This is a genomic window from Streptomyces sp. NPDC036813 (genome assembly GCF_055609245.1).
The window spans coordinates 1-15054 of record NZ_JBVJPV010000020.1 but is presented as its reverse complement, the minus strand read 5'-3'; the positions used below and the strand labels follow the sequence as shown (position 1 = coordinate 15054).

The window sequence follows — 15054 nt, the reverse complement described above, 5'->3', positions numbered from 1 at the left end:
GGGCTGGCCGATCTTGGCCGGCCCCTTCCACTGCGTGCCGTTGCCTAGCCGACCTGCGGGTCGCCCTTGGTGTAGGTCAGGCGCTCCACGGCGCCCGGCTGGAAGTCGTCCTCGATCTTCTTGCCGTTGACGTAGAGCTGGATCGCCCCCGCGTCACCGAGGACGAGGTTGATCTTGGTGCTGTCCTGGAAGCTCTTGGACTGGCCCTGCTTGAGCAGCCCGTCGAAGAGGAGCCGGCCGTTGTGGTCCTTGGCCTGGATCCAGCTGCGCCCGTCGGTCGCGCTGACCTGGACGGTCACCTTGTCCTGCGGGGCGGCGGCGATGGCGCTGTCGGAGGGCTCCGGTTTCTGGTCGGCGGGCTTGGTCCTGGTCGGCTTCGGCGCGGCGGGCGCGCTGGTCGCGGCTTCGGAGCCCTCGGCGACCTGCTGCCCCGCGCCGCTGTCGTCGCCGCCCTTGACGAAGGTGAAGCCCACGAAACCGATCACGACGACGATCGCGGCGACCATCGCGGCGGTCCAGTTCGGCCCGCGCCGTTCGGGGCGGATACGTTCCGCCTCGAAGAGGGGCGCCGCGGGCGTGGGTGCGGGACGCCCGCCGTGGTCGGCGTCGTACTGGGCGATCAGGGGCTCGGGATCGAGGTGGACGGCCTTGGCCAGGGTCCGGATGTGACCGCGGGCGTAGACGTCCCCGCCACAGGGGGCGAAGTTGTCCGCCTCGATCGCGTGCACGATCGCGATACGGACCCGGGTGGCGTTGCTGACGTCGTCGACGGTCAGTCCGGCGGCGATACGGGCCTGCTGCAGGGCACGGCCGACGGAGAGGCTGGCTTCCTCGCGACCGTCTTCGAAGGGACGCTCGTCTTCAGGGGAGTTGCCGAGGGACACGGGGGCGCCTTTCGAGCGTGTAGCCACCTGTGCTGGAGGTTCAGTCTAGGGGGGGTACGAAAGGGTGAGGCAACCGGGCGGTGGGACTTTGTACGCCATCGGTATGGCCGGACACGCCGATGACGGGCCGGGCGCGGAGCCCATGATGAAACCCCTACCCGTCCTCTCGCTCAACTTGACGTGTGACAAAGGGAAACGGTTGCTCGGCGTTCTCTAACGGGTGAGTCACGGACCGTCCACACGGGTGAGCCGCCGGCGCCGCGCCCACCCGTCCGGACGAGCCCCAGCGCCAGGTCCCGCCTCGACGGCCGAGCGCCGGGGCGCCGCGCGCCCATGCCCTACGGAGAGCCGTGGCCCCGCCCCGCCCATGCTCCCTGGGGAGCCGTGAGCCCGCCCCACCCATGCCCTACGGGCGAGCCGAGGCCCGCGCACCCAAGCCCCGCGGGTGAGCCTCCAGGCTCAAACCTCCCCCCGCGCGTGTGCCGCCGCGACCCGAGCCCCCCGAACGGACTAGCCCTCGGACTCTCCCCGGAGCACCGCCAGCACCCCGTCCAGCTCGTCCGGCTTGACCAGCACGTCCCGCGCCTTGGAGCCCTCGCTCGGGCCGACGATGTTGCGCGACTCCATCAGGTCCATCAGCCGGCCGGCCTTGGCGAAGCCGACCCGCAGCTTGCGCTGGAGCATGGACGTCGATCCGAACTGCGTGGAGACCACCAGCTCGGCCGCCTGGCACAGCAGGTCCAGGTCGTCGCCGATGTCCTCGTCGATCTCCTTCTTCTGCTTGGTCCCGACGACGACGTCGTCCCGGAAGACCGGCGCCATCTGGTCCTTGCAGTGCTGGACGACGACCGCGACCTCCTCCTCGGTCACGAACGCGCCCTGCATACGGGTCGGCTTGTTCGCGCCCATCGGCAGGAACAGCCCGTCGCCCTTGCCGATCAGCTTCTCCGCGCCCGGCTGGTCGAGGATGACGCGGCTGTCGGCCAGCGAGGACGTGGCGAACGCCAGCCGCGAGGGAACGTTCGCCTTGATCAGACCGGTGACGACGTCGACGGACGGACGCTGGGTCGCGAGCACCAGGTGGATGCCGGCCGCGCGCGCGAGCTGCGTGATGCGCACGATCGCGTCCTCGACGTCACGCGGCGCGACCATCATCAGGTCGGCCAGCTCGTCGACGATCACCAGCAGGTACGGGTAGGGCTGCAGCTCCCGCTCGCTGCCCTCGGGCGCCTTGACCTTGCCCTCGCGCACGGCGCGGTTGAAGTCGTCGATGTGACGGTAGCCGTACGCCGCGAGGTCGTCGTAGCGCATGTCCATCTCGCGCACGACCCACTGCAGCGCCTCGGCGGCCCGCTTGGGGTTGGTGATGATCGGTGTGATCAGGTGCGGGATGCCCTCGTACGCGGTCAGCTCGACCCGCTTGGGGTCGACGAGGATCATCCGCACGTCCTCCGGGGTCGCCCGCATCATCACCGAGGTGATCAGGCAGTTGATGCAGGACGACTTGCCGGAGCCGGTGGCGCCGGCGACCAGCATGTGCGGCATCTTCGCCAGCGAGTGCATCACGTACCCGCCCTCGACGTCCTTGCCGAAGGCGACCAGCATCGGGTCGTCGTCCTCCGCGGACTCCGCGAGGCGCAGCACGTCGCCGAGGTTGACCATCTCCCGGTCGGTGTTCGGGATCTCGATGCCGACCGCGGACTTGCCCGGGATGGGGCTGATGATCCGCACGTCCGGGCTGGCCACGGCGTAGGCGATGTTCTTGGTGAGCGCGGTGATCCGCTCGACCTTGACGGCCGGGCCCAGCTCGACCTCGTAGCGGGTGACCGTCGGCCCGCGGGTGAAGCCGGTCACCCGCGCGTCGACCTTGAACTCGGTGAAGACGGTGGTCAGCGACTCGACGATGGCGTCGTTGGCCGCGCTGCGCGCCTTGCCGGGGCCACCCCTTATGAGCAGGTCGAGCGAGGGCAGCGCGTAGGTGATGTCGCCGGACAGCTGGAGCTGCTCGGCGCGCGGCGGCAGGTCGCGCGGCTCGGTCGGCGGCGTCTTGGTGAGGTCGGGGACCGCGGACCTGGTGCCGGCGGCCTCGGCCGGTTCCGGCTTGGGGGTGCGCTTGCCCGGCTGGGGCCGCGCGGCCGGCACGGGGGTCGACACCGGCGCTGGGGCCGGCGTGGGTGCGGGGGTGGGGGTCGGGGTGGTGTCCTCCCGGTCGCCGATGCGCACGCCCTGGGTGAGGTCGGCGACGATCGGCGAGGGCGGCATGCCGTGCAGGACTGCGCCGTCGAGGTCGGCGGCGGCAGCGGCGGCGATGTCCACGGCGTCCAGCTGCCGGTCCGGGGCGGGCTGCGGCACGGCGGAGCGGCGCGGGCGGCCCCGGCGCCGGGCCAGCGCTTCCTGTTCGGCGCCGTCGGGGTCGTATCCCTGGGGGGCGCTCGAGCGCCGGCGGGGGCGTGCGGGCAGCGCCTCGCGCCACTGCTCGTCGTAGCGCTCGTCGTCGTCGGTGTACTCGCCGTACTCGGCGTACTCGTCGTCCGCCGGGTCGGGCAGGATGCCCAGCTTCACGCCGAGCTGCCGCAGCCGCTGCGGAATCGCGTTGACCGGGGTCGCCGTGACCACCAGCAGCCCGAAGATGGTCAGCAGCACCAGCAGGGGTACGGCGAGGACCTCGGTCATGGTGTACGTCAGCGGGGTGGCCGCCGCCCAGCCGATGAGGCCGCCGGCGTCCCTTATAGCCTGCATGCCGCCGCTGCGGGCGGGCGAGCCGCAGGCGATGTGGACCTGTCCGAGCACGCCGACGACCAGCGCGGACAGCCCGATCACGATGCGGCCGTTGGCGTCCTGCTGCTCCGGGTGGCGGATGAAGCGCACGGCGATCGCGCCGAGCAGCAGCGGCACCAGCAGGTCCAGCCGGCCGAACGCGCCCGTCACCAGGATCTCGACCAGGTCACCGACCGGGCCCTTGAGATCGGCCCAGGTGCCCGCGGCGACGATCAGCGCGATACCGAGCAGCAGCAGCGCGATGCCGTCCTTGCGGTGGGCGGGGTCGAGGTTCTTCGCGCCCTGCCCTATGCCGCGGAAGACGGCGCCGACGGCGTGCGCCACGCCCAGCCACAGCGCGCGCACCACCCGGTACAGGCCCCCGGTGGGATTCGGCGCCGGTTTGGGAACGGGCTTCTTCACCGCGGCCTTGCGGACAGGCGCCTTCTTGGCCGGGGCCTTCTTCGCGACGGCCTTCCTCGCCGGAGCCTTCGCGGGAGCGGCCGCCTTCTTCGCGGGCGGCTTCTTGGCTGCGGAGGGACGTGAGGCCATGGGTGTGAGGTTACCGGTGGAGACGACAGCGGACACGTGTGCCCACTGCTTCACCCGTTCGTGTCGCCGCGGACTTCGCGGAAGCCGACCTGCTTGACGGCAGGCGGAACGACCTGGGGGACGCCAGGGGGAACTGACGCGCGCTCATACGCAACTGAGCGCACCGCACGCGTCGTTCCGCACCACGTGCGCGTCAGCCCTGCGGGGGCACCGGGGAGCCGCCGCTGCCGGTGCCCGGCTCCAGGGCGTCCAGGGCCCGGCGCAGCCCGGTGAGTTTGCGCTCCAGGTGGGCCGCCGTGGCGACCGCGGCCGCGTCGGCCGACTCCTCGTCCAGCTGCTTGGACAGCGCCTCGGCCTGCTCCTCGACGGCGGCGAGCCGCGCGGACAGCTCCGCGAGCAGCCCGGCTGACTCCTTGCCGGCCACACCGCCCTTGCCGCCGCCTTCCAACTGGAGCCGCAGCAGCGACGCCTGCTCGCGCAGCTGGCAGTTCTTCATGTACAGCTCGACGAACACGGAGACCTTCGCCCGCAGCACCCACGGGTCGAACGGCTTGGAGATGTAGTCGACCGCGCCCGCCGCATAGCCGCGGAAGGTGTGGTGGGGGCCGTGGTTGATCGCGGTGAGGAAGATGATCGGGATGTCCCGGGTGCGCTCCCGCCGCTTGATGTGCGCGGCCGTCTCGAATCCGTCCATGCCCGGCATCTGGACGTCCAGCAGAATGACCGCGAAGTCGTCCGTGAGCAGTGCTTTGAGTGCTTCCTCCCCGGACGATGCCCGCACCAGCGTCTGATCGAGCGCAGAGAGGATCGCCTCCAGCGCCAGCAGATTCTCCGGCCGGTCATCGACCAGGAGGATCTTGGCCTTCTGCACCATGGCCCGCCCTCCTCGCCCCGGCTTGGGGCCTCCCCTGTCCGCAGGACTTGGGGAAGCACCGGGCGCCGCCCCACTGGACGACTCCCTTGCGCCGTCCGTCCTCGTGCCGGTCATCGTAGCTGCACCCCGCCCGTCGCCACACCCTGTCACCGCGATGTCACTGTGCACGTAGCAGAAACGTAGTGGGAGACCAGAAGGTTCCCCGGATGCCGTACTTCTACACAGCCGCGCGCACCCTCCGTCAGCGACTCCGGGTGAACGTCACCGATCATTCCCCGCGCATCCATTGCTCCATCACGGTCAGCAGGTGATCAGGGTCGACCGGCTTGGTGACGTAGTCGGACGCACCGGACTCGATGGCCTTCTCCCGGTCGCCCTTCATCGCCTTCGCGGTGAGCGCGATGATCGGCAGCCCGGAGAACTGCGGCATCCTGCGGATCGCGGTGGTCGTCGCGTACCCGTCCATCTCGGGCATCATGATGTCCATCAGGACGACCGCCACATCCTCGTGCTGCTCCAGCACCTCGATGCCCTCGCGGCCGTTCTCCGCGTACAGCACCGACAGGCCGTGCTGCTCCAGGACGCTCGTCAGCGCGAAGACGTTGCGGATGTCGTCGTCGACGATCAGCACTTTCTGGCCACCGAAGCGGATGCCGCGGTGCGGCTGCGGCGCCCCCTCCTGCTCGGTTCCCGAGATCCCGGACCCGCCGGACGCCGTCCCGGGCCACTGCTCGGGCTGGGCCGCCGGTCGCTGCTCCAGCGCCGCGGACGCGGCCCGGCGGCGGCGCCGGAAGAGCGCCGCGGCACCGTTCTGGGTCTCGTGGTACGACTTCACCTCGGCCGGCGTCTCGAAGTCCGGGCCGGACAGCTCCCGGGCGGCCCCGTTCCGGGACGCCCCCAGGTCACCGCCCCCGAGCGCCGGCACGGCCTGCTGGTAGCCCTGCGGCGGCAGCTCGCTCATGTGCAGCGGCAGGTACAGCGTGAACGTCGAACCGCGGCCCGGCTCGCTCTGCGCGTGGATCTCACCGCCGAGCAGCTGTGCGATCTCCCGCGAGATCGACAGCCCGAGGCCCGTACCGCCGTACTTGCGGCTCGTGGTGCCGTCGGCCTGCTTGAACGCCTCGAAGATCACCCGCATCTTGCTCGCCGCGATACCGATACCGGTGTCGGTCACCGAGAACGCGATCAGCGGCTCGTCGGGGCTGGTCAGCGAGCCGACCTCCAGCAGCTGCTCGCGAATGGACTGCGGCACGTCCGCGCCGGCCGGCCGGATCACCAGCTCCACCGACCCGGAGTCGGTGAACTTCACCGCGTTCGACAGCAGGTTGCGCAGCACCTGCAGCAGCCGCTGCTCGTCGGTGTGCAGCGTGGCGGGCAGCTCCGGCGAGACCCGCACCGACAGGTCCAGGCCCTTCTCCGCGGTCAGCGGCCGGAACGTGGCCTCCACGTAGTCCACGAGCTGCACCAGCGCGATCCGAGTCGGCGAGACGTCCATCTTGCCCGCCTCGACCTTGGACAGGTCCAGGATGTCGTTGATCAGCTGCAACAGGTCGGAGCCGGCGCCGTGGATGGTCTCGGCGAACTCCACCTGCTTCGGTGACAGGTTGCCCTCGGCGTTGTCCGCGAGCAGCTTGGCCAGGATCAGCAGCGAGTTCAGCGGCGTGCGCAGCTCGTGCGACATGTTGGCGAGGAACTCGCTCTTGTAGCGCATCGAGACGGCGAGCTGCTCGGCACGCTCCTCCAGGACCTGCCGCGCCTCCTCGATCTCGGTGTTCTTCACCTCGATGTCGCGGTTCTGCCGCGCCAGCAGCTCGGCCTTCTCCTCCAGTTCGGCGTTGGACGCCTGCAGCGCCTTCTGCCGCTGCTCCAACTCCGCCGAACGCTCGCGCAGTTGCTCGGTCAGCTCCTGCGACTGCTTCAGCAGCTGCTCGGTCTTGGTGTTGACGGAGATGGTGTTGACGCTGGTCGCGATCATCTCCGCGATCTGGTTCAGGAAGTCCTTCTGGATCTGCGTGAACGGCGTGAACGACGCCAGCTCGATCACGCCGAGCACCTTGCCCTCGAACAGCACCGGCAACACGATCACCTGCGCGGGCGGCGCCTCGCCGAGCCCGGAGGAGATCTTCAGATAGCCGCTGGGCGCGTTCTCCACGAGGATCGTGCGCTTCTCCTCGGCGGCCGTGCCCACCAGCGCCTCCCCGGGCCGGAACGACGCCGGCATGGACCCCATCGAGTAGCCGTAGGACCCGAGCATGCGCAGCTCGTAGTCGTCCTCGCCGCCGGAGACGTCCTTGCCCTCCATCAGCGGCATGGCGACGAAGAACGCGCCGTGCTGCGCCGACACCACCGGCGTCAGCTCGCTCATGATCAGCGAGGCCACGTCCTCCAGGTCGCGCCGGCCCTGCATCAGCGCCGAGATACGGGCCAGGTTGCCCTTCAGCCAGTCCTGCTCCTTGTTGGCGATCGTGGTGTCGCGCAGGTTGGCGATCATCTTGTTGATGTAGTCCTGCAGCTCCTGGATCTCGCCGGAGGCATCGACGTCGATCTTCAGGTTCAGGTCACCGCGGGTCACCGCGGTCGCCACGCGCGCGATGGCCCGCACCTGCCGGGTCAGGTTTCCCGCCATCTCGTTCACGGACTCGGTCAGGTCCCGCCACGTGCCGTCGACGTCACGCACGCGTGCCTGGCCTCCGAGCTGCCCCTCGGTGCCCACCTCGCGGGCCACGCGGGTGACCTCCTCGGCGAAGCTGGACAGCTGGTCCACCATCGTGTTGATCGTCGTCTTCAGCTCGAGGATCTCGCCGCGGGCGTCGATGTCGATCTTCTTGCTCAGGTCGCCCTTGGCGATCGCCGTGGTGACCAGCGCGATGTTGCGCACCTGACCGGTCAGGTTGGACGCCATCTGGTTCACCGACTCGGTGAGGTCCTTCCAGGTGCCGGCCACACCCGGGACGTGCGCCTGGCCGCCCAGGATGCCGTCCGTACCCACCTCACGGGCCACCTTGGTGACCTGCTCGGCGAACGAACTCAGCGTCTTCACCATCGTGTTGATGGTGTCGGCGAGCTGAGCGACCTCACCGCGCGCCTCGATGGTCACCTGCCGCGTCAGGTCACCGTTGGCGACCGCCGCCGACACCTGGGAGATGTTGCGCACCTGCGTGGTCAGGTTCTTCGCCATCAGGTTGACGTTGTCGCTGAGGTCCTTCCAGATGCCCGTGACACCCGGCACGTGCGCCTGGCCGCCCAGGATGCCCTCGGTACCCACCTCACGGGCCACCCGGGTCACCTGCTCGGCGAACGACGACAGCTGGTCCACCATCGTGTTGACGGTCGTCACCAGCTCGAGGATCTCGCCCTTGGCGTCGACGGTGATCTTCTTCGACAGGTCACCCTTGGCGACCGCGGTGGTGACCTCGGCGATGGACCGCACCTGAAGGGTCAGGTTGTTGGCCATGCCGTTCACGGACTGCGTGAGGTCCTTCCAGGTGCCGGAGACGCCCTGCACCTCCGCCTGGCCGCCCAGGATGCCCTCGGTACCCACCTCGCGGGCCACGCGCGTGACCTCCTGGGCGAACGACGACAGCTGGTCCACCATCGTGTTCAGGGTGTTCTTCAGCTCCAGGATCTCCCCGCGGGCGTCCACGGTGATCTTCTGGGACAGGTCACCGCGCGCCACCGCGGTGGCCACCTGCGCGATGTTGCGCACCTGGGCGGTGAGGTTTCCTGCCATTCCGTTCACGGAATCGGTCAGGTCCCGCCACACGCCGGCCACGCCGGGCACCTGCGCCTGACCGCCCAGCCGCCCGTCGGTGCCCACCTCCCGGGCGACCCGGGTCACCTGGTCGGCGAACGCGGACAGCTGGTCGACCATCGTGTTGATGGTGTTCTTCAGCTCCAGGATCTCGCCGCGCGCGTCCACGTCGATCTTCTGGGAGAGATCACCGCGCGCCACCGCCGTCGTCACCTGGGCGATCTGCCGCACCTGCGAGGTGAGGTTGCCGGCCATGAAGTTGACGGAGTCCGTCAGCTCCTTCCAGGTGCCCGAGACGCCGTCCACGCGGGCCTGGCCGCCGAGCCGGCCCTCGGTGCCCACGTCCCGCGCCATCCGCGTCACCTGGTCGGCGAACGACGACAGCTGGTCCACCATCGTGTTCACGGTGTTCTTCAGCTGGAGCATCTCACCGGAGACGTCCACGGTGACCTTCTGCGACAGATCACCGTTGGCCACCGCCGTCGTCACCTGGGCGATGTTGCGCACCTGCCCGGTGAGGTTGCGGAACGCGGTGTTCACCGAGTCCGTGAGGTCCTTCCAGGTCCCCGCAGCCCCCGGCACCTGCGCCTGACCACCCAGCTCACCCTCGACACCGATCTCCCGCGCCACACGCGTGACCTCGGCACCGAACGCCTGCAGCTGGTCCACCATCCCGTTGACGGTGTTCTTCAGCTCCAGCATCTCGCCGGCCACGTCCACGGTGACCTTCTGCGACAGATCACCGTTGGCCACCGCCGTCGTCACGGCCGCGATGTCCCGCACCTGCGTCGTCAGGTTCCGGAACACGGTGTTGACGGAGTCCGTCAGGTCCTTCCAGGTGCCGGCCGCGCCCGGCACGTTCGCCTGCCCGCCGAGCCGCCCCTCCGCGCCGACCTCGTTGGCCACGCGCGTGACCTCGTCGGCGAAGATCCGCAGCGTCTCGGTCATCTGGTTGATCGTGTCGGCGAGCTGCGCGACCTCACCGCGCGCCGGGACCGTCACCTTCCGCGACAGATCACCGCTGGCGACCGCCGTGGTCACCTCCGAGATGCCGCGCACCTGGGCAGTGAGGTTCCCTGCCATCGTGTTGACGGAGTCGGTCAGCTCCTTCCACACCCCGTCCACGCCCGGCACCTGCGCCTGGCCACCCAGGATGCCCTCGGTCCCCACCTCACGGGCGACCCTCGTCACCTCGGACGAGAACGCGGAGAGCTGGTCCACCATCGTGTTGACGGTGTTCTTCAGCTCCAGCATCTCGCCGGCCACGTGCACGGTCACCTTGCGTGACAGGTCACCCTTGGCGACCGCCGTCGTCACCAGGGCGATGTCCCGCACCTGCGCGGTGAGCCGCGACGCCATCGTGTTGACGGAGTCCGTCAGGTCCTTCCAGGAGCCCGACAGGCCACGCACGCGTGCCTGCCCGCCGAGCTTGCCCTCGGTGCCCACCTCGCTGGCCACTCGCGTGACCTCGTCGGTGAACGTCGACAGCTGATCGACAAGGTTGTTGACCGTCCGCGAGACCTTGAGGAACTCCCCGCGCAGCGGATGCCCGGCCCCCTCCGGCGTCTGCGTGCGCAGCTCCATGCGCGGCGACAGATCACCGTCCGCGACCGCCGACAGCACCCGGCTGACCTCGGACACCGGCCGTACCAGGTCGTCGACCAGGTCGTTGGAGGCGTCGATGGCGGCCGCCCACGAGCCCTCGCAGGCCCCCGTCTCCAGCCGTTCCGTGAGTTTTCCCTCACGGCCCACCATGCGCCGCACCCGCGACAGCTCACCCGTCAGATGCAGATTGCGGTCCGCCACCTCGTTGAACACGGCCGCGATCTCCGACATCACGCCGTCCCCGGACACCGTGAGCCGCTTGCGGAAATTCCCGTCACGCATGGACACCAGAGCCGCCAGGAGCCGGTTCAGGGCAGCCGTGTCCACCACGGTCGTCCCGCCCCGCGATGTGCGCTGGTTCTTCGCGCGCGTCTTCGTGCCCCGCGTCGCTGCGCCAGACTCCACTGTGTCCCTCCCGCAGGGATCGACCGTTACTGCCGTGCTCGTAGTGCCCCGGTCCCGCCGCTTCGGCGTACCAGGTGCCACCGCGTGTGTCAGCCCGTTGCCGGCAGACCACACGAACGGGCTGCTGCCCACCCTGGCCGGACGACACTCGGCCTGCCCGGACCTTCACCGGAAGCCTGCCCAGTGTTTCACCCTCGCCGAACCAGGCCATAACAGTTCGGCAGCTTCGCACATCGTCCGCACACCCTCCGGACGGAAACACCGCTGACCGGCATCCGCAGGGACGGGGAAGGTAAGTACCCTTGCATGCGGCTGTCCAGCCGCACCGATCCGTCCGGCCTGGGCGGTGGCACAGTACGAGCGGGCATCGGAGGGGCGGCCGCAGACATGACCACCGGACTGATCCCGGGGGCACAGCCCCCGGAACCCCGGCCGACGAGCGCGCGCCCGCCCCACCAGCGGAGCAAGCCCGACGACGGGGCAGCCCAGCACGTCGACGACCGGCCGAGGAGTTTCGTGATCACCGCGCGCGCGGCAGCCAGCTTCGAGCCTGTCGGGCGATCGGTCGCGACCGCCCGCTCGTTCGTCCGCGACACCCTCCAGGGCTGGGGATTCGCGGACATCGTGGACGACGCGGTCGTTCTGACCAGCGAACTGGTGACCAACGCCGTGGTCCACGCCGGCACCCACGCCGACGTGCTGTGCCTGCGCACCGAGGACGGCGTGCGCATCGAGGTCTCCGACCGCTACCCCGAGCGGGAGATTCCCGTCCAGAGCGCCGCCGTGAACATGGGCAGCCCCGACCGCGAGGGCGGCCGCGGCCTCCAGCTGTGCGCGGCCCTGGCCGGCCGCTGGGGCGTGGAGTACACGCCCACCCACAAGAACGTCTGGTTCCAGCTCGACCTGCCCGCACGCCCCGTCGGCACCCGCACCGCCGGCCCGGCCCTGCCGGCCGAACTGCTGCCGATCGCCGACGGCCGGATCCGCGTCGCCGTCGTCCAGATCGACCGCGGCGGCGCGATCAGCGCCTGGAGCGAGGACGCCGAGGAACTCTTCGGATACGCCGCCGACCAGGTCACCGGCAAGCCCCTCACCGACCTCGCCGCCTGGCCGCAGACCCCCGGCACCGGCACCGGCATCGCCGAGGCGCTCCAGCTCTCCCGCTGGGAGGGCAGCTACGGCATCCGCGGCGCCGACGGCCGCGTCATGCCCGTCTACGCCTCCCACCTCCGCGTCCGCGACACCTCCGGCGAGCCCTCCACGGTCTGCCTCCTGGTCCGCGACCACGAACGCGCCGTTCTGCAGACGCCCTTGCGGGCCCCCGCCACCGACCCGGCCACCGCCGACGGACAGAGCAACGACCCGTTCGACGCCTTCATCGGCTCCCCCGCCCCCGACGACCTCGACGGCCTCCTCCAGCGCACCGTCGAACGCGCCCGCGACATGCTCGACGGCGACTCCGCCTTCCTGCTGCTCGCCACCGACGACGAGACCGAACTGGAGGTCCGCGCCTCCACCGGCCTGCCCTCCGCCCGCCAGCGCTTCGCGCGCGTGCCCGTCGAAGCCGGCCCCGGCCGCTACGGCTCCGCCCGCATGCCCGCCGTCCACGACGACCTCACGGCCGTCCCCGGCGCCGTCCCCCTGCTGAACGGCACCGGCATGCGCTCCGTCGTCACCGTCCCGCTCAAGGTCGAGGGCCGCCTCACCGGCTCCCTCGGCGTCGCCGCCGAAGCCCCGGGCCGCTACTCCAACGAAGAGGCACTGCGCCTGCAGTTCGCCGCCGACCGCATCGCGCTGGCCGTCGAGTCGGCCCGCCTGGGCGAGCTGGAACGCCTGCGCCGCGGCTCCCTCAGCTTCCTCGTGGAGGCCTCCGACCTCCTCGCCGGCACCCTGGACCGCGACCAGACCCTGGCCCTCATGGCCCAGATGACGGTCCCGACCCTGGCCACCTGGTGCGCGGTCTACACGATCGCCGACCAGGCCTCCGAGCCCTATCTGTCGTACGTCCTGCACGAGGACGAGGAACTCATCGACGGCATCAAGTCGTTGCTCTCGAAGATCGCCCCGCCGGACCCGGTGCCCACCCCCGGCGCCCGTGTCTGGACGACGCCCGGCGAGACCGCCCACCAGGCCGCCCTGCGGAGCTCCATGCGCAGCCTCGGCCTCACCGGCGGCCCCATCCACCAGATCGCCTCCGGCATGGGCCCCACGCTCGCCGTGGCCTCGGCGCTCGGCGGCGAGACGGTCGTGCTGCCGCTGGTCGCCCGCAACCGCGTCATCGGCATGCTCACGCTGGGCAAGCCCACCGACGAGCACTTCCGCCAGGAAATCCTGGAACTGGCCGAGGACTTGAGCCGCCGGGCCGCCCTGGCCCTGGACAACGCCCGCCTGTACTCGGAGCGCACGGCCATCAGCCAGTCCCTCCAGCGCAGCCTCCTGCCGCCGGAGCTGCCGCACATCGACGGCGTCGAGGTCGAGGTCATCTACCGCGCGGCCGGCGAGGGCAACGAGGTCGGGGGCGACTTCTACGACCTGTTCCCGATCAGCGACGGCGCCTACGGCTTCGCCATCGGCGACGTCTGCGGCACGGGCCCCAACGCCGCCGCCGTCACCGGCCTCGCCCGGCACGCCCTGCGCCTGCTGGCCCGCGAGGGCCTCAGCGGCCCGGCCGTCCTGGAGCGCCTGAACTCCGCGATCCTCGACGAGGGCGCCCGTAGCCGCTTCCTCACGCTCCTGTACGGCGAGATGCGCCCGCAGGAGGACGGCAGCGCCGAACTGAAGGTGGTCTGCGCCGGCCACCCGCTCCCGCTGCGCCTGCGCCAGGACGGCACGGTGGAGGCTGCAGCCGAGCCCCAGCCGCTGCTCGGCGTCATGGAGGACCTGGAGCTGTACGAGCAGACGGTGACGCTGGACCCGGGCGACGTCCTGCTCTGTGTCACGGACGGCGTGACGGAACGCCGCGAGGGCACCCGCATGCTCGGCGACGACGGCCTCGCCGACGTCCTGACCACCTGCACGGGCCTGACGGCCGGCGCGGTCGCCGCCCGCATCATGCGGGCGGTGGAGCGCTTCGCATCGGACGCCCCCTCGGACGACATGGCGATCCTGGCGATGCGGGTGCCGGAGCCGCACACGGACTGAAAAGGGAACCGCACCGGGGCGAACACGAAAAAGCCCCCCGCCCGATGGGCGGGGGGCTTTTCTGATGGAGCCCCCAAACGGAATCGAACCGTTGACCTTCTCCTTACCATGGAGACGCTCTGCCGACTGAGCTATAGGGGCTTGTCGCTTTTCCGAGGTTTCCCTCGCGGCAACGGAATGAAGCATACCCTGATCGAACCGGGATTCCCAAACTCGTTCAGAAGGCCGGTGCCAGCAGCCCGCCGAGCGCATTACAAGCACCCACAATGCGCTGCATGTCCCGTTTCGTCAGCCCGGCGTCGACCGGCAGTGAAAGCGTCTCGTCGGCGGCCCGCTCGGTCACCGGCAAGGACACGCACCGCCGGAACTCAGGCAGCCGGTGCACCGGCGTTTTCACGGGGACCCGGCAGTCGACTCCCTTGGCCCGGACGGCGCGAGCGAAGGCGTCGCGATCCGGCCGCCCATTGCCCGGCACCCGCACGACGTACTGCTGATAGGTGTGCCCGTCACCGCCGTCAGGGGTCAACACCCCCCGCAGCCGGGCATCGAGATAGGCCGCCCTTTCCCGCCGCTGCGCGACCTCGTCGTACGGCGCCTCCGACTCCCCCTGCTCCAGGACGAGCAGCCCGTGCCGCTGCCCGAGCGCCCGCAGCGCCCCCAGGTCGGCCACCCGTCCGAAGCGGTGGACGACAACGAGGGCAGCCGTCCGAGGAGTTACGGCCGCTTCGACGGCGGCCGTGTCCAGGCAGTACGTCACCGGGTCTATGTCGGCGAACACCGGCAGCGCCCCGGCCAGGGTCACCGCACCGGCGACCTCCGCGTTCCCGAAGGCCGGCACGACGACCTCGTCACCCACGCCGATACCGGCGGCCCTGAGCATTGCAGCAGCACCCATGCCACCGATACTCGATGCGGAACCTGAACCTCAAGTGACGGCAAACAAAAAAGGGTTGGACCCGGAACCGAAGTTCGGGGTCCAACCCTTTGAAGAATTGTTCGGCGGCGTCCTACTCTCCCACAGGGTCCCCCCTGCAGTACCATCGGCGCTGTAAGGCTTAGCTTCCGGGTTCGGAATGTAACCGGGC

At 70.3% G+C, this 15054-nt stretch carries 6 protein-coding genes, 1 tRNA gene and 1 rRNA gene; 1 reads left to right on the top strand and 7 read right to left on the bottom strand.

The genetic code is table 11. From position 1 onward, the window contains the following. Window positions 1–44: 44 nt before the first annotated feature. From ACZ67Q_RS33120 to ACZ67Q_RS33105, 4 genes are all read right to left on the bottom strand, one after another. Complete coding sequence (locus ACZ67Q_RS33120; protein ID WP_471189756.1) at window positions 45–884, bottom strand: helix-turn-helix domain-containing protein; 840 nt, start codon at window positions 882–884, stop codon at window positions 45–47. A 510-nt stretch (window positions 885–1394) separates the two neighbouring features. Next, a complete protein-coding gene (locus ACZ67Q_RS33115; protein WP_471189754.1) occupies window positions 1395–4193 on the bottom strand; it encodes a DNA translocase FtsK in 2799 nt (932 codons plus the stop codon). Window positions 4194–4386: 193 nt separating this feature from the next. Further along, a complete protein-coding gene (locus ACZ67Q_RS33110) occupies window positions 4387–5067 on the bottom strand; it encodes a response regulator (RefSeq protein ID WP_391692097.1) in 681 nt (226 codons plus the stop codon). 268 nt (window positions 5068–5335) lie between these two features. Next, complete coding sequence (locus tag ACZ67Q_RS33105) at window positions 5336–10828, bottom strand: HAMP domain-containing protein (RefSeq protein ID WP_471189750.1); 5493 nt, start codon at window positions 10826–10828, stop codon at window positions 5336–5338. Between the two features lie 387 nt (window positions 10829–11215). Between ACZ67Q_RS33105 and ACZ67Q_RS33100 the strand changes: the two genes are divergently transcribed. Continuing rightward, a complete protein-coding gene (locus ACZ67Q_RS33100; protein WP_471189748.1) occupies window positions 11216–13969 on the top strand; it encodes a SpoIIE family protein phosphatase in 2754 nt (917 codons plus the stop codon). A gap of 65 nt (window positions 13970–14034) precedes the next feature. Here the strand turns inward: ACZ67Q_RS33100 and ACZ67Q_RS33095 are convergent. From ACZ67Q_RS33095 to rrf, 3 genes are all read right to left on the bottom strand, one after another. Next, window positions 14035–14110: transfer RNA gene (locus ACZ67Q_RS33095), tRNA-Thr, on the bottom strand. A 76-nt stretch (window positions 14111–14186) separates the two neighbouring features. Next, window positions 14187–14849, bottom strand: a complete 663-nt coding sequence (locus ACZ67Q_RS33090; RefSeq protein WP_471189952.1) for a DegT/DnrJ/EryC1/StrS family aminotransferase — start codon at window positions 14847–14849, stop codon at window positions 14187–14189. 114 nt (window positions 14850–14963) lie between these two features. Then, a 5S ribosomal RNA gene (gene rrf, locus ACZ67Q_RS33085) occupies window positions 14964–15054 on the bottom strand; the annotation flags it as partial.